Raw genomic sequence first — 15,638 nt, 5'->3', positions numbered from 1 at the left:
ACCCTGCCTAGGCTTGGGTTCTCTGCCCGTGTCGCCATGGCTGACCCGTCGGAGCTGGCCCAGCAGGTGGCCCGGGGGGCCCTGTTCCGGGGGCGCCACAGCGTCGCCGACCCGGGCGAGCCCCTGGAGGCGGCCGTGGGCGGCACGGTGCTGGCGGCGGGCGGCGGCAGCACCGTGGGCTGGCAGCTCTGCCGCAGCAGCGAGGAGCTGGTCCGTTCGCTGCACAACGGCAGCGCCCTCGGGGTGGGCCTGGGGCCCCTGAGCCTGCTGCGGGCCAAGCGGACGTTCCGGGACTCCCTGAACACCACCGCCTTCAGCCTGTCGCTGGTGGTGTGGGCCCGGCAGGTGAGCGCGGCGCTGGAGGTGGACCAGACCCGGCTGCTGGAGGGGGTGGCGGTGCCGGCCGATGCCGGCGAACTCGAGGCCTTCGTGGCCCTGCACGGCGATGGCTTCGTGGCGGCGGCGGAGGTGGGTGGGGAGTGCCATGGGGTGTTCACCTTCTACGCCCAGTCGCGGGAGCAGGCCCGCCTGGTGGAGCGGCAGATCGGCGCCGACCTGGGCCTCGGCGGCGTGAGCCTGAACCCCGCCCTGGTGGAGACCGTCACGTCGGTCGCCCGCAGCGCCGCAGTGAATCTCGGCTTCCGGATGCAGGTGATGGGCACCAGGGTCCAGCCGCCGGCGGACGCCGCCTCCCTGATCCCCTTCGCCCACGACTTCGCCCGGCTGCCGCTGGACCAGCCGGCGCTGATCGGGATGCGGACCCGGGGCTACGAGACGGTGCCGGCCATCGGCGCCGCCTTCGAGGCGGTGGCCGCCAACCGGCGGCTGTTCAGCGGCGACGGCTCGGGCGCCGGCCTGCTGGAGAAGCGCGAGCAGGTGGTGGGACTGCTCCGCCAGATGGACTGGGTGGCCGAAACGTACCGGCTCTATGGCGTCACGCCGGACCCGACGTTGGGCGAGCGGCGCGACACCGCCGCCGCCGATCGCCGCGCCCTCGACGCCTGCCGGGCCGCCTACCGGGCCGCCGCCGCCAGCCCCCTGGAGGTGCCGGCGCTGCCGTCCCTGGACGCGGGCAGCCCGGAGCTGAACGTATCCCTGACCGAGGAGCTGGCGATGGGAGGCAACGGCGGCGCCCCCTTCGCCTTCCCCGGGCGGGCCGATGCGATCCGCCGGCGCCAGCGGCTGGTGGAGGTGGGGCTGCGCACCGGCTCCCGGGTGGACCAGATCCGGCTGCGCTACGCCGGCGAGGGCGACCCCCGCGAGCCGGAGCTCCATGGCGGCGGTGGCGGTGGCGACAGGGGCCGGCTGCAGCTGGCGGAGGGCGTGACGATCCGGCGCATCGAGGGCCTCAGCGGCACCCGGGTGGATCGGCTGTTCCTCACCAGCAGCGATGGCCAGCGCATCGGCGGTGGCGGCGATGCCGGCGACCGCCCGATCGACTGGACGGTGCCGGAAGACTGTGTGGTGCTGGGCTTCAGCGGCCGCAGCGGCCGCGAACTCGACGGCCTGCGGGCCGTGGTGGCCCGCTTCGGGCCGCTGATCTGGCGGCCGCTGGCGGAGACCGAGGAGGGGTCCGGGTAGGTTGACGGCCGCCGCAGGGCCGCGTCGATGGAGATCTGCCTGCTGGGAACCGGCCTGCTGGGGGCGGCCATCGGCGAACGGCTGCTGGGCAGCGGCTACCGGCTCACGGTGTGGAACCGCCACGCGGAGCGCTGCGGGCCGCTGCAGGCCCTGGGGGCGACGGTGGCCGCCACGCCGGCCGGGGCCGTCGCCGCCGCTGCGCTGGTGATCACGGTGCTGAGCGATGCCCCCACCACGCGGGCCGTGCTGCTGGAGCAGGCCGGCACGACGCTGGCGGGCCGGCTGGTGCTGCAGGTGGCCACGATCGCGCCCGAGGAGAGTCGGGAACTCGCCGTCGCGCTGGCGGAGCGGGGCGCGGAGCTGCTGGAGCTGCCGGTGCTGGGCAGCCGGCCGGAGGCCCTGGCCGGCACCCTGCAGCTGATGGTGGGCGGCGAGGCGGCGGCCCTGGAGCGGGCCCGGCCGGTGCTGGCGGCGCTGGGGGGTGAACCCCGCCTGCTGGGCCCGGTGGGGGCGGCGCTGACCGCCAAGCTGGCCCTCAACCAGCTGATCGTCAGCCTCACCCACAGTTTCAGCCTGAGCCTGCACCTGGTGCAGCGGGCCGGCGTGGACGTGGAGGCCTTCATGGCGATCCTGCGCGCCAGCGCCCTGTACGCCCCCACCTTCGACAAGAAGCTGGCCAAGGAACTCGCCGACGACTACACCAACGCCAACTTCCCCACCGCCCACCTGCGCAAGGACCTGCTGTTGTTCCTGCAGACCGCCCGGGGCCTGGGGCTGGAGACGGAGGGCCTCGATGGGCTGGCGACACTGCTGGAGCGGGCGACGGCCGCCGGCCTGGATGAGTTGGATTACAGCGCGCTGCACCGGCTGACGGCGGGGGCTTAGCAGGGGGAAGGGACTCGTGCATCACAATGAATAAGTGGTTCACGGAAGCGAGGTCATCAAAAGACGTGGTTTGCGGAAACCATCTAATCAGCGTTGGCCAGACCACGGACTGCACCTTCAATGACCAGTTTTTGATGAATCAACAGTGAAGCCTGATCATCACCAACCAGCAACAACAAGTCTCGACGACCACACGGCAACCAAGGGAGCCCTTGGAAAGTTCTCCCGCGGCAAGTTCTTGGCAGTCTCGGCAATGGGGGGCATCACCGTCCTCTTGCCAGAATTCTTACGTGCCGCGACAGCTGGATCCATGACGTTTACGATCCTGCACACCAATGACATGCACGCGAGCTTCATCGGCATGGGCCCGTCTTCAGATTACAGCCCTTTCACGCTGAACGACGACACCACCCGTGGTGGTTATGCGCGGCTAGCGAGCCTCATCGCTCAGCGCATCGCTGCGCGCAAGAGCCAGGGGCCGGTGTTGGTGCTGGATGCAGGCGACTACAGCATGGGCTCCGCATTCAGCGCCGCCACACGTGAAACCGGCGGTGAACTCCACCTCATGGGAAAGATGGGTTATGACGCCACCACCTTTGGCAATCATGAGTTCGATCTCGGACCAGCGGGCCTGGGCAGTTCCATCGGCGCGGCCGTCAAGGTGGGCCCCATCCCAGCAATACTCTCTGCGAATACCAGCTTTTTGGGAAGCAATCCCAGCTTGGCCGCTCTTCAGGCGCTGACCCGCAAGGGTATGATCCGCCGCTACACGGTCATCGAGCGGGGCGGGCTGCGCTTCGGCATCTTTGGCGTCCTTGGCAAGGAGGCCTTGATCTACACCAGTGGCGGCGCCACGAGCTTTGCCGATCCCATCAGTGCGGCGAGTCAGGTGGTGAAGATCCTGCGCGAGAGCGAAAAAGTTGATGTTGTCATCGCTCTGAGCCACGGAGGCGTTGAGAAGGGCCCTGATGGCCGCTACGACACCGGAGAAGACGTGCAACTGGCCAAGGATGTACCGGGGATTGATATTGTGATCAGCGGCCACAGCCACACGGAGTTAAACGAACCCATCATCGTGAATGGCCGCACGCCGGTGGTACAGACCGGAAAGGAGAGCAACAATCTCGGCGAACTTGTGATCGCGCTGGACGGCAGCAAGCTGTCCGTCACTTCGTACCGACTGCTGCCGATCGATGACAGCATCCTCGGTGATCGGACCATCGACAAGGAGATCGATGAACTGAAGAAGTCGGTCAGTGCCACCGCCTTCGCATCGCGGGGCTACAGCATCGAACAGCCCCTGGCCATCACCCCCCGGGATCTGCCCAATACCTTCAGCGACATCGCTGCCGGCACCCTGCTGGCGAACCTGGTCACCGACTCGTTCCGTGCGGCAACCAAGGCGGACATCGGCTTCACCGCCAACGGCATGATGCGCGCGGGGCTCCTGCGCGGCAAAACCGGTGTCGTGACGGTCTACGACGTGTTCGCTGTGGCACCGCTCGGATCGGGCGTCGTGGATCCGACTCCCGGCAGCACACTGGTGACCGGCTATTTCACCGGTATGGATCTCAAGAACCTGCTTGAGTTCCTGCTCGTCGACAGCGCAGCCCATCCGGGAGAGTATTTCCCGCGCGCCTCAGGCATGCGCATCCGCTACGACCCCACTCGTCCGAAGTTCGACGTGGTGACGGCCATCGAACTGGGTGACATCGACAGCGGCTACAAGGCTATCGACATCAGTGGCAAGGATGAGCGCCTCTTCAGCTTGAGCTGCCCGCTGATGCTCGCTCCGATTATCGTAGCCATTCCCAGGTATACGAAGGGCAAGCTGGCCCTTGTGCCCAAGAAGATGGATGGCACTCCTCTCACCTCCAGAGTTGATGCACTGAAGCTACCCCGCGAAAATCCGGGCTATTTGCTGCCGCCACCAGGCACGACTGATGTGGAGAGTATTGAAAAGGGGGTGGGCATCAATGCGGCTCATGAGATCAAGGAATGGCAAGCGATCATGGACCACCTACGTCGTCTTCCGGTCACGGTCAAGGGCGAGTTACCTGTGATTCCCACAGATGAACGCGCTGCCGAGGTGCGGGCGATCAAGTCGAGCTAGATGTCCCCGCCGTGGTGCATGACAACGATGTGCAAGATGCTCGGGGGCACTGAGATGGCTGGTTCAAGTGGTGCTGCTACCTTTTATCAATAAGCCATGTGCTCCGAGAGAACTGAAGCAGGCAGGCCAGCCAACAAGCCGCTGGAGTGATCAGGCCGCCATAGAGTTGTCAGAGCGCCATGGTCTCCTGGCCTGCCACTCAGCGGCAGCGTCAGGTCGCTCACAAACACACTGTCGGAGAACTTCGATGTCATCCGCTAAGCGCCTCCAGTTCAACAAGGACATCAATGCGCCAATTTCTGTAGTCTGGCGACATGTTACTTCACTCGAGAGCTACAAGATCTGGACAGCTGCGTTTGCTGAAGGCTCGCACTTCAACGGCTCATGGGAGCAGGGATCGAAGATTCAGTTTCTATCTCCGAGTGGTGATGGCATGGTCGCCGAGATCGCGGAAAACAGACAGAACGAGTTTATCTCCATCCGTCACCTCGGATTCATTGCCAATGGCATCGTGGACACAACAAGTGAAGCAGTCAAGGCTTGGGCACCCGCGTACGAGAACTACACCTTCCTTGCCATACCAGCAGGCACGAGGATGGTGGTCGATCAAGACGTTTCCACCGAATGGGAGGCCTACATCTGCGAGGCCTGGCCGAAAGCTCTAGTACTTCTCAAACAGCTAAGTGAAGCCTTTGATCTTTCAGCCTGACAACTAGATGCGGTGGACAGGATCATGAGGTCACATTGATCATTTGGAAAATCACTGCCCAACCACCGATCTGGAGCGCTATACAGTCCCGACAAAGGGTTTCTATTCAACTCCTTTGAGTGCCTCAGCATGAGAGTCATTCAGGTTGTCCGAGCAATGAGGAACCGCCTTGATCATCCTTTTGGCTGGTGGAGACAAGAGGTCACAAGCCAGGGACATTGATGACGCCCTTCGATTCGCAGACAACCTGACAGAGGGGACCTGGTGAAAACGACGACCACCCCCTACGACGTTGCCGAGGATCTCCGAACACCGGAGGAGATGGCGGCTGACCTGGAAGCCTGCATCGAAGAGGCGGATGGTGATGCGACCTTCATTGCCAAGGCCCTGGGCGACATTTCACGGGCCCAGTGGATGACCCAGGTGGCCAGAGACTCAGGGCTTTCCAGGGAGAGCCTCTACAAGGCGTTGTCTGGAGAGCGCAGTCCTGGCTTTGACACCATCCTGAAAGTGGTCACGGCCCTGGGTCTGAAGGTGAGCGCGAGCGTGCGAAGCGAAGCGGAGGTGACTTGAGCTTTGCAGACGAGGCGAAGGTCATGAAACGCTTCCTGTGGAGGTGCGACACCTTCGAGCAAGACCCTTGAGTGAACAGGCATCCAAGGGTTCACTTCAGGAAACAGATACTCTTGACCTGCCACCTAGGGGCAGCGTTAGCCATCACATGAAGTCCGCCGATGACCTGCTAGCCGCCTTCGAATCACATTCGGTTGAGCGCATCCGCGCCATCCTTGACACTGGATTCGACATTCAGGCTCCGATCAACGGGAAGTCTCCCGTCAACCACCTGGTAGAGATGTATTTCAGGTCGGATGCCTTTTCGGCATGCCTTCGCTTGCTGCTGGATCGAGGAGCCGTCCTGGAAGACCCAGACCTTGAACCAGTTCTCCTAAACGACCCGTCGGCCATTGAGGCTGCGGTGCGGGCAGACAGGAACCTCTTAAGCCATAAGGTGACACTGCCTTGCGCGTTCACGCCGTTAGTCGGAGCGTCGCTGCTCCACGTCGCAGCGGAGTACGGACACATTGATGCGGCGGCCAAGCTGCTTGAGCTTGGCGCCGAAGTCGATGTGCGGGCTGACACTGATATCTTCGGTCTGAATGGTCATACCCCACTCTTCCACACGGTCAACTCCAACGCGAATCGGTCGGCGCGTGTCATGAGGCTGTTGCTGGAAGCGGGTGCCAGAGCGGATGTGCAACTGCGCGGCATCACTTGGGGCAAAGGCTTCGACTGGGAAACAACGTGCTTTGATGTCACTCCGGTCTCCTATGCCCAACTTGGTCTGCTGCCGCAGATGCAGCGAACTGAACACGATAGCTACGCCAACGTGGTGGAGTTACTGCGTGCGTCTGATAGAGATATTCCTCCTCTCAACAACATACCAAATCGCTACCTCGCCCATTGATGCCGAACACCTCGTTCAACCCTGACTCGCCAAAGCATGGTCAACTTGATCGTCAAGCCTTGGGCGACTACAATCCACACGTCCCGGAGACAAGCCATGGCGGACCCGAGTCATCGAGTGGCGATCACGGTTGCGATCATCGGCTTGGCGGGCACACTGGGAGCTGCGCTCCTTTCAAACTGGGACAAGATCTTCAGTCGCGCCCCCCAACCTAAAGTTGTGAATGAGGAGCTCTCCAAAAGGATCAAGCCCATCGAAGCTCCGGCCACCGTTCCAATACCAAAGATATCCGGCGTCTGGCGCGATAGTGATAACCCGGACAATGGCACAAAGGTCTCCCAGGTCGACAGCAGCTTCGCGTTCAACCGTTGGGGCAGGTTGCCGAACGGTGTCCAATTTGAATCGTCCGGAACGGGCAGTCTTGTCGGGAATCGTCTGATGAGTCGGTATACGGCAAAATACCAGTCAGGCAAAATCTCGTCTGGCGAGTGCAACGGTTCCGTATCGGCGGACGCGACTCGCATTGAACAGAGTTGCTCCGACTCGTTTCTTGGATTATTCACCACTATCGCGGAGCGTGAGTAGCGCGATCACACGCACACCGTTTTTGGCCAGACCTGACAGGCCCCTGGCGTGAACAGAGCAGCATCAGCGCACCGGCCTAACCTCAAACCAAGCCAGATGTTCAGCCTCAGAGGACAGGTCCGCGTTACATCGCAGGGGCGCTCCGGCGATGTCGTCATCACCCTCCCTGATGGGGTGGTGCGCTTCTGGTGGGAATTCGGCGGTGGCACCTGCATCGCCATCGTCCAGGTTCCGGATGTGCAGCAGTGGCACCAGCAGGCCCTGCTCCATCCCTACCCGCGGGTCGCGTTTCTTGAGGCCCTGGCAGCGGAGGTATCGGCTCTGCAATGCCCCGGTGCAACCCACAAGATATCCGAGAACTTCCTCGAATTCCACCACTGAAGGGTGCTCAGGCGTTGGCCGGACCCCCTCAGCCCAGATCCGCCAGCCGCTGCCGCGCCAGGGCCGCCTGGGCCTCGGCTTCGGCCAGGTTGGCCTTGCACTCGGCCACCACCTCCGGCGGCGCCTTGCCGGCGAAGTTGGGGTTGGCGAGGCGGCCGGCCAGGCCACTGATCTCCTTGGTGGCCTTGGCGATGTCCTTCTCCAGGCGGGCCCGCAGGGCGTCGAGGTCGACCAGGCCCTCCAGGGGCAGCAGCACCTGCAGCTCGCCACTCACCGCCGCCAGGGCCCGGGCCGCCGGCCGCTCGGCGGCCGCCGCTGGATCCAGCACCGTCACGCTCTCCGCCTTGGTGAGGGTGGTGATGTCGTCGCTGCCCTCCCGCAGCACCGCGGCCAGCTCCTGGCGGCCGGTGATGAACAGCACCGGAGCCCCCTGGGAGGGCTTGAGGCCCGCCACGGCCCGCAGGTTGCGCACCACCCGGATCGCCTCGATCAGCTCGGCGAACGACGCCTCCAGACCTTCATCCAGGGCGGCCGCCTCGGCCGCCGGCCAGGGTTGCAGGGCGAGGAAGGTGCCCTCGGGGGCGCCGGTGAGCCCATGCCAGAGCTCCTCGCTCAGGTGGGGCATCAGCGGATGCAGCAGCACCAGCAGCTCCGCCAGCACCTTGGCCAGCACCTGCCGGGCCACCCGCTGGTCGGCCAGCACCTCGGCAGCGAGGGGCTCCCCTTCGGCGGCGGGCCGTGGGTTGAGGCGCCGCTTGAGGAGCTCGATCGTCCAGTCGCAGACCTCGTTCCAGGCGAACTCGTAAAGCCCCTTGGCCGCTTCCCCCAGGCCGTAGCTGGCGTAGCGCTCCGCCGTTTCCCGCTTGACCCGCTCCAGCCGCGACAGGATCCAGCGGTCGGCCAGCTGCAGCTGCGCCGGGTCCGGCTCCCCGAGGCTGGCGGGCGTTTCACCGCCCAGGTTCATCAGGGCGAAGCGGGTGGCGTTCCAGAGCTTGTTGGCGAAGTTGCGCGCCGCCTCCACCGTCGCCGAGCTGCCGTCGCTGCGGTCGTAGTCGAGGCGGATGTCCTGGCCGGCGCCGGCCACCTCCCGCACCAGGGCGAAGCGCAGGGCATCGGCGCCGTAGCGCTCGATCAGCGGCAGGGGATCGATGCCGTTGCCGGCGCTCTTGCTCATCTTGCGGTTGTTCTCATCCCGCACCAGGCCGTGGATCATCACGTCGGCGAAGGGCATCCAGGCCTTGCCGGCGCCGAGGGGCTGCATGGCGCCGGCCAGCATCGTCATGCGGGCCACCCAGAAGAAGATGATGTCGAAGCCCGTCACCAGCACGCTGGTGGGGTACCAGCGGGCCAGATCGGCGGCCTCGCCCTCGGGCCAGCCCAGGGTGGAGAAGGGCCACAGGCCGCTGGAGAACCAGGTGTCGAGCACGTCCGGGTCCTGCTCCAGCTGCAGCTCCCGGCCGGCGGCCCGGGACGCCGCGCCGAACTGGGCCTCCGCCTTGGCGGCGGCCTCCGCGGCATCCCGGGCCACCACATACGGCGTGGCCTCGGTGATCACGCCGCCCGTCTCGCTGACCACGAACCAGGCGGGGATGCGGTGGCCCCACCAGAGCTGGCGGCTGATGCACCAGTCGCGGATGTCGGTGAGCCAGTCGCGGTAGACCTTCTCCCAGCGCTCCGGCACGAAGCGGGGCGCGCCGCCCTCGAGGGCCTGCCGGCAGCGGGCCGCCAGGGGCTCGGCCTTCACGAACCACTGGGTGGAGAGCAGGGGCTCCACCGGCACCTTGCCCCGATCCGAGAACGGCACGCTGTGGCGGTGGGGCTCCACCTTCACCAGGAACCCCTCCGCCTCCATCGCCGCCACCACCGCCGCTCGGGCCTCGAAGCGGTCCAGGCCGGCGAAGCGCCCCGCCGCCGCGTTCATGCTGCCGTCCTTGGCCATCACCGTGATCAAGGACAGGCCGTGGCGGCTGCCGATGGCGAAGTCGTTGGGGTCGTGGGCGGGGGTCACCTTGACGCAGCCCGTGCCGAAGGCCGGATCCACGTGCTCATCCGCCACGATCGGGATCTGGCGTCCCACCAGGGGCAGGGTGATCGTCTGGCCCACCAGGGCGGCGTAGCGCGGGTCGCTGGGGTGCACGGCCACGCCGGTGTCCCCCAGGAGGGTTTCGGGGCGGGTGGTGGCCACCACCAGGTGGTCGGTGCCATCGGCGGCGGGGCCGCCGCTGAGCGGATAGCGGAAATGCCACAGGTGGCCGTCGAGCTCCTTCATCTCCACCTCCAGGTCGCTCACCGCCGATCCCGAGGCCGGGCACCAGTTCACCAGGTACTCGCCGCGGTAGATCAGCCCCTCCTCGTGCAGCCGCACGAAGGCCTCCGCCACCGCTGCGCTCAGGCCCGGATCCAGGGTGAAGCGCTCCCGGCGCCAGTCCACCGAGTAACCCAGCCGGCGCAGCTGGCCCACGATCGTGCCGCCGCTCTCCCCCTTCCAGCTCCAGGCCCGCTCCAGGAAGGCGTCGCGGCCCAGATCCTCCTTGCTGCCGCCTTCGGCCTTGATCTGCTTCTCGAGCAGCGTCTGCACCGCGATCGAAGCGTGGTCGGTGCCGGGCAGGCAGAGCACGTTCTTCCCCTGCAGGCGCTGGAAGCGCACGATCGTGTCGATCAGGGCCGTCTCGAAGCCGTGGCCCATGTGCAGGCTGCCGGTCACGTTCGGCGGCGGGATCACCACCGAGAACGGTTCACCCGGCGCCTCCGGATCGGGGTGGAAGGCGCCGGCCTCCTCCCAGGCCGCCTGCCAGCGCACCTCGGTGGCGGCCGGGTCGTAGGTCTTGGGCAGGGAGGACTCGGTCACGGGCTGGGCGCGGGCAGTGGGCCCATGGTCTCAAAGCGGTCGTGGCTCAGCGCCGTGGCTCAGCCCCCGGCTCCGGCTCCAGCTCCACCCGGTTGCGGCCCAGCTCCTTGGCCCGGTACAGCACCTGGTCCAGCCGATGGAACCAGGCCTCGGCGGACTCCAGGGGCCGTCGCTGCACCACCCCGGAGCTGATCGTCACCCGTCCCACCACCCCGAAGGGCTCCGCCTCCACCCGCCGCCGCAGCCGTTCGGCCATCTGATGGGCCTGCCCGGCCGTGCAGCGGGGCAGCAGCACCAGAAACTCCTCGCCGCCCCAGCGGCCGACGCCGTCGCAGCTGCGCAGCAGGGCTGCCACCCGTCGCCCCAGCTCCACCAGCACCAGGTCGCCGGCCAGATGGCCGAACCGGTCGTTGACATCCTTGAAGTGATCGATGTCGAAGAGCACCAGCGACAGGACATCGCCGTAGCGGTCGGCGCGGTCGATCTCGCGGCGCACCCGCTCATCCAGCTCCCGCCGGTTCCAGAGCCCGGTGAGGCCATCGGTGGTGGCCAGCCGCTCCAGCGCCCGGTTGGCGGCCAGCAACGCCCGATTGGCCGCCTCGGCGTCCGCCCGGGCCTGCTGCAGTTCGAGCGCCGTGCGCTTGCGCTCCGTGATGTCCCGGCTGACCCCCAGCAGCTCCAGGAAGGCCCCTTGCTCATCCAGCACCGGCAGGGCGATCACATCCATCCAGACGGTGGAACCGTCGCGGCAGTAGTACTCCAGCTCGCCGCGGAAGGACTGGGGCGGTCGGCCGGCCCGCAGGTCCTCGACCAGCTGGCTGAAGTAACCCAGGGAGATCGCCAGGGAGTCGGGTGGGTGGATCTGCTCGATCGGCTGGGCCATCGCCTCCTCCGGCGTCAGGCCCCTGAGGCTCTCCACGGCCTGGCTCACCGAGGTGATCGTGCCATCGGCGGCCATGGTCCAGATCACATCCCTGGCGTTCTCGGCCAGAAGCCGATGGCGCTCCTCGATCAGGCGCCGTTCCCGCTCGGCGGCGCCGATCCACCCGTCAGCAGGGCTGTCCGGATCGGACCGTGGCGCTCCGATGGCCGACACGGGACGGATCAGAGGGTCTCTGCATCATCGACACCCCCCGGCCCCCCCGATTCGCGGCGCGGAAAACGTTCACGCGGAGCGCGGCTCTGGAGCCACCCGGTCCCCGTAGCCTCCTCCCATGGCAGACGGCTGGGAATCACGGCTGGAGCGCTGGCGGCAGGCGGGCCTGATCGACCCCGCCGGCGCCGAAGCGATCCTGGCCTGGGAGAGGGCCCAGCCGGGTCGCCGCCGGCTGCGGGTGCCGGTGCTGGTGGCCGTCGCCCTCGGGGGCGTGCTGGTGGCCGCCGGACTGCTGCTGTTCGTCTCCACCCACTGGCAGGCCCTCGGGCCCGGGCAGCGCTTCGGGCTGCTGCTGGCCCTGGTGGTGGGTCTGCACGGGGGCGGCGCCGCCCTCGAGAACCGCTTCCCGCCCCTGGCGGTGAGCCTGCACGGCGTGGGCACGGTGACGCTGGGGGCGGGCCTGTTCCTGGCGGGCCAGCTGTTCCACCTCGAGGCCCACTGGCCCCTGGGGCTGCTGCTCTGGGCCATCGGCGCGGGCCTGGGCTGGGCCCTGCTGCGCCAGTGGCCCCAGCTGGCGCTGCTGGCCCTGCTGGGGCCGGCCTGGCTGGTCGCTGAATGGCAGCGGGCCGTCGATGCCGCCACCGAGGGACTGCAGCGGGGATCCGGGGATCCGACGGTCGTGCTGGCCCCGGCGGCGGGCCTGCTGCTGCTCAGCCTCTGTTATCTGGCGGCGCCGGCGGGGGCGGGCGCCGTCCCGGCGCCGCGGCGGGTGCTGCTCTGGCTCGGCGGGCTGGGCCTGCTGCCGACGGGCCTGCTCTGGCAGCTGTTCAGCCACGGGGGCCCCACCTCCGCCCCCCTGCCCCTGCCCCTGGCGGCCGTCGGCTGGGCGGTCGCCCTGGGGGCACCGCTGCTGCTGGGCCTGCGCCTGCGGGGCCGGCGCGCCTGGCCTCTGGCGGTGGCGATCGGCTGGCTGCTCCCCGGGGTGGCGCTGGCCTGGTCCACCCACCAGGACGCCGGGGTGTTCCCCTATCTGTGGTGGGCCGTCGGCGGCCTGCTGCTGGTGGCCTGGGGCGTGATGGAGGGCCGCTCCGAGCGGGTCAACCTCGGCGCCGCCCTGATCGCCATCGACGTGCTGGCCTTCTACGTGTCCCAGGTGATGGACAGCCTCGGCCGCTCCGCCAGCCTGATCGGCCTGGGGGTGCTGTTCCTCGGCGGCGGCTGGGGCCTGGAGCTGCTGCGCCGCCGGCTCGTGGCCCGCGCCGTTGGCCGGGGGACCCCATGATCCCCGGGCCGGCGCGCGGCCTGCTGCTGGCCCTGCTGCAGGGCGGGCTGCTGCTGAGCCTGGCAGGCCAGCTGCTGCTGGATCGGGCCACCCGGCCCCGGGGCTGGATCCTGAGCGAGCCGGTGGATCCCCACCTGCCGATCCGGGGGCGCTACGTGAACCTGGCCCTGCTGGTACCGGCCCCCGAGGTGCCGGGCGGCCAGGCCAGGCCCTGGTCGGGGGAGCGGCTGGTGCTGCGCAGCGAGGCCGACCGGGTGCGGGCCGAGCTGGCCGGACCCGCCACCCCCCGCTCCAAGAGCCTGCCGGCGACACCGCAGGGCGAAGGCTGGCGCCTGGGGCCGTCGGTCGCCTACTTCATCCCGCCCGGGGTGGCGGATCCCTCCCGTCGCCCGGCCGGCGAGCAGCTCTGGGTGGAGGTGACCCTGCCGGCCCAGGGTCCGCCGCGGCCGATCCGGCTGGGGGTACGGCGGGGCGACGGGCCGATCACCCCCCTGGAGCTGCGCTGAAGCTGGCCGTGGACACAGCCCGGCCCCGGCAGCCCGCCTAACGTCCGCCGATGGCCACCGCCCCGCCGCTGGAGTTCCTGCCCCCCCGCCTGGATGGTCGGGTGCTGGCGCTGGGCCGGCTGGTGCTGCCGCTCTGGCTGCGGTGGCGCTGCCGGATCGCGGCGGTGGAGGTGGAGGGCATGGCCACGCTGGTGGAGGCGATGCGCTCCTTCCAGGCCGGGGAGAGCCGGTTGCTGCTCGCCTTCCGCCACCCGAGCCTCGACGATCCCCTGAGCATGGCCCGGCTGCTGTGGGTGGAGCTGGCCCGGGCCGGCCGACGGCAGGGCCTGCGCTTCGATCCGGCCCCCACCGGCCAGTTCCTGTTCGACCGCGGCATCCCCCTCTGGGCCGGGCCGACCATGGGGTGGCTGTTCACCCACCTGGGGGGCGCCTCGATCCAGCGCAGCAAGCTGGATCTGCCCGCCCTGCGCACGGCCCGGAAGCTGCTGCTGGAGGGACCCCACCCCTTCGCCCTGGCGCCGGAGGGGGCCACCAACGGCCACAACGAACGCCTCAGCCCCCTGGAGCCCGGCACCGCCCAGCTCGCCTTCTGGACGGCCGCCGACCTGGCCGAGGCCGGACGCCATGAACGGATGGATCTGCTGCCGATCGGTCTGCAGTACAGCTTCATCGAGCCGGTCTGGGGGCCGATCGAGGCCCTGCTCTGCCGCCTGGAGGAGGGGGCAGGCCTGGTCCCCGATCCCGGCCACGACCTTGACCCCTCCCGGCTGCATGGGCGGCTGGTGCGCCTCGGGGAGCGGATGCTCGAGCAGATGGAGGCCTTCTACCGCGAAAAGGTGCACCTGGCCCTGCCCGAGGCGTGCGCTCCCGCCGCAGACAGCGCCGACCCGGAGTCCGCCCCCGGCTTCGGCCCCCGGCTGCAGCGACTCATGGATCTGGCCCTGCGGCGGGTGGAGCAGTCCTTCGGGATGCAGCCCTGCGGCAGCCTCACCGACCGCTGCCGGCGCCTGGAGCAGGCCGGCTGGGATCGGCTCTACCCCGCCCGGCCCCCCGACGCCGAGCCCCCCAGCCCCCTGGCCCGGGCCCTGGCCGACCGGCTGGCGGAGGAGACCGGGGCCCAGCTGTGGCACATGCGTGTGGTGGAGTCCTTCGTCGCCGTGAGCGGCAGCTATGTGCGGGAGCGGCCGAGCCAGGAGCGCTTCGCCGACACCCTGCTGCTGCTCTGGGACACCCAGTGCCGGATCCAGGGCCAGACCGCCAACCAGCGCCCCCGGCTGGGGCAGCGGAAAGTGCGGATCAGCATCGACCGGCCGATCGGGGTGGATGGGCGCCTGGCCGACTACCGCCGGGATCGGCGCCGGGCGGTGCAGGCCCTCACCGAGGAGCTGCAGCAGCGCCTGGAGGGGCTGATCGTGCCCTCGCCCCTGGACTGACCACCGGACCGGGGCCTCAGCCGGCGGCGAGGCGCGCCACGTAGGCGTCGAGGCTGCCGGCATTGATCCAGCCGGTGGCGATGGTCTTGGTGTGGGTCTGGCTGACGCGGCCCCGGTGCAGGTGGGAGAGGCCGGCGGGGAAGATCGCCAGCTTGCCCTTGACGGCCTCCTCGTGGTGGTCCTGCCAGTGGAATTCGGTGCCGCCGTCGGGGACGGTGTTGAGGTAGAGGATCCAGGCCAGGACACGCCGGATCGGCTCGGTGGCCTCGTCGCTGGTGTTCCAGTCGCAGTGCCAGCTGTGGAAACCCTCCCCCGGCGCGTAGCGCTGCAGGTTGAAGATCGGGTTGACGAACAGGGAGCGCTCCGGGCAGCAGGAGAGGAACAGGGGGCGTTCGGCCAGGTAACGCTTCAGGCCGACGGAGACGCCGCGCATGATCACGTCCGCCAGGCCCTGGGCCTCCGGATCGGAGCGGTCGATCCACACCAGGCTGATGTCGGTGGAGACCTTGCCGGGAGCCGCCGTCCCCACCGCACCGGGATCGCCGTCGCCCTCCTCGGCGCCGAAGCCGAAGGCGACGCCGCGGCGCTGCAGGTCGGTGCGGCGGTCGAAGAAGGCCATCGCCGCATCGGCCAGGGCCAGATAGCCGGGATCCTCGAAGCTGGCGATCAGCCGCATCCGCGCCCGGGTCCTCTCGGACAGGCAACCTAGACCGGAGCCTCGCCGTCCACGGCAGGTGTCGGCGGCGTCTTGACG

General features: G+C 68.4%; 14 protein-coding genes. 11 read left to right on the top strand and 3 right to left on the bottom strand.

The features are described 5' to 3' along the window. Nucleotides 1-36: 36 nt before the first annotated feature. From KBZ08_RS06875 to KBZ08_RS06840, 8 genes are all read left to right on the top strand, one after another. Nucleotides 37-1,581, top strand: coding sequence for a jacalin-like lectin (locus KBZ08_RS06875; RefSeq protein ID WP_254972170.1), 1,545 nt, complete (start codon nt 37-39; stop codon nt 1,579-1,581). A 27-nt stretch (nt 1,582-1,608) separates the two neighbouring features. Next, on the top strand, nt 1,609-2,466 hold the full coding sequence (locus KBZ08_RS06870; RefSeq protein ID WP_254972169.1) for an NAD(P)-dependent oxidoreductase: 858 nt from the start codon (nt 1,609-1,611) through the stop codon (nt 2,464-2,466). Nucleotides 2,467-2,776: 310 nt separating this feature from the next. Then, nucleotides 2,777-4,579, top strand: a complete 1,803-nt coding sequence (locus KBZ08_RS06865; protein WP_254972168.1) for a bifunctional UDP-sugar hydrolase/5'-nucleotidase — start codon at nt 2,777-2,779, stop codon at nt 4,577-4,579. 247 nt (nt 4,580-4,826) lie between these two features. After that, on the top strand, nt 4,827-5,288 hold the full coding sequence (locus tag KBZ08_RS06860) for a hypothetical protein (RefSeq protein WP_254972167.1): 462 nt from the start codon (nt 4,827-4,829) through the stop codon (nt 5,286-5,288). Nucleotides 5,289-5,552: 264 nt separating this feature from the next. Next, a complete protein-coding gene (locus KBZ08_RS06855; protein ID WP_254972166.1) occupies nt 5,553-5,861 on the top strand; it encodes an addiction module antidote protein in 309 nt (102 codons plus the stop codon). 148 nt (nt 5,862-6,009) lie between these two features. Beyond that, nucleotides 6,010-6,753, top strand: a complete 744-nt coding sequence (locus tag KBZ08_RS06850; protein ID WP_254972165.1) for a hypothetical protein — start codon at nt 6,010-6,012, stop codon at nt 6,751-6,753. 96 nt (nt 6,754-6,849) lie between these two features. Next, nucleotides 6,850-7,338, top strand: a complete 489-nt coding sequence (locus tag KBZ08_RS06845; RefSeq protein ID WP_254972164.1) for a hypothetical protein — start codon at nt 6,850-6,852, stop codon at nt 7,336-7,338. Between the two features lie 174 nt (nt 7,339-7,512). Next, on the top strand, nt 7,513-7,719 hold the full coding sequence (locus KBZ08_RS06840) for a hypothetical protein (protein WP_254972163.1): 207 nt from the start codon (nt 7,513-7,515) through the stop codon (nt 7,717-7,719). Between the two features lie 28 nt (nt 7,720-7,747). Here KBZ08_RS06840 and KBZ08_RS06835 read toward each other — a convergent pair whose 3' ends face one another. Together KBZ08_RS06835 and KBZ08_RS06830 are read right to left on the bottom strand one after the other, a co-directional pair. Next, a complete protein-coding gene (locus KBZ08_RS06835) occupies nt 7,748-10,567 on the bottom strand; it encodes a valine--tRNA ligase (protein ID WP_254972162.1) in 2,820 nt (939 codons plus the stop codon). A 46-nt stretch (nt 10,568-10,613) separates the two neighbouring features. Next, nucleotides 10,614-11,663 carry a sensor domain-containing diguanylate cyclase gene (locus tag KBZ08_RS06830; protein WP_106219503.1) on the bottom strand — a complete coding sequence of 350 codons (1,050 nt, stop codon included), beginning with the start codon at nt 11,661-11,663 and terminating at the stop codon, nt 10,614-10,616. Nucleotides 11,664-11,781: 118 nt separating this feature from the next. On the opposite strand from KBZ08_RS06830, the gene KBZ08_RS06825 reads away from it, so the two are divergent. From KBZ08_RS06825 to KBZ08_RS06815, 3 genes are read left to right on the top strand one after another with little or no spacing between them, the layout of a single operon-like run. Further along, the gene (locus KBZ08_RS06825; RefSeq protein WP_254972161.1) at nt 11,782-12,945 is read left to right on the top strand and encodes a DUF2157 domain-containing protein; all 1,164 of its coding nucleotides are present in this window, start codon (nt 11,782-11,784) and stop codon (nt 12,943-12,945) included. Further along, nucleotides 12,942-13,451 carry a hypothetical protein gene (locus KBZ08_RS06820; RefSeq protein ID WP_254972160.1) on the top strand — a complete coding sequence of 170 codons (510 nt, stop codon included), beginning with the start codon at nt 12,942-12,944 and terminating at the stop codon, nt 13,449-13,451. The genes KBZ08_RS06825 and KBZ08_RS06820 overlap by 4 nt, the downstream gene beginning before the upstream one ends. Before the next feature lie 50 nt (nt 13,452-13,501). Beyond that, nucleotides 13,502-14,884: a 1-acyl-sn-glycerol-3-phosphate acyltransferase gene (locus KBZ08_RS06815; protein WP_254972159.1), complete on the top strand. Its 1,383-nt coding sequence runs from the start codon at nt 13,502-13,504 to the stop codon at nt 14,882-14,884. 16 nt (nt 14,885-14,900) lie between these two features. Here KBZ08_RS06815 and KBZ08_RS06810 read toward each other — a convergent pair whose 3' ends face one another. After that, nucleotides 14,901-15,560: a 2OG-Fe(II) oxygenase gene (locus KBZ08_RS06810; RefSeq protein ID WP_106219507.1), complete on the bottom strand. Its 660-nt coding sequence runs from the start codon at nt 15,558-15,560 to the stop codon at nt 14,901-14,903. Nucleotides 15,561-15,638 lie beyond the last annotated feature (78 nt).

It is taken from the genome of Cyanobium sp. Candia 9D4, from assembly GCF_024346155.1.
In the GTDB taxonomy this organism is placed as follows: domain Bacteria; phylum Cyanobacteriota; class Cyanobacteriia; order PCC-6307; family Cyanobiaceae; genus Cyanobium; species Cyanobium minutissimum.
The sequence above is the reverse complement of the archived record's forward strand: the minus strand, read 5'-3'. Positions and strand labels throughout refer to the sequence as shown.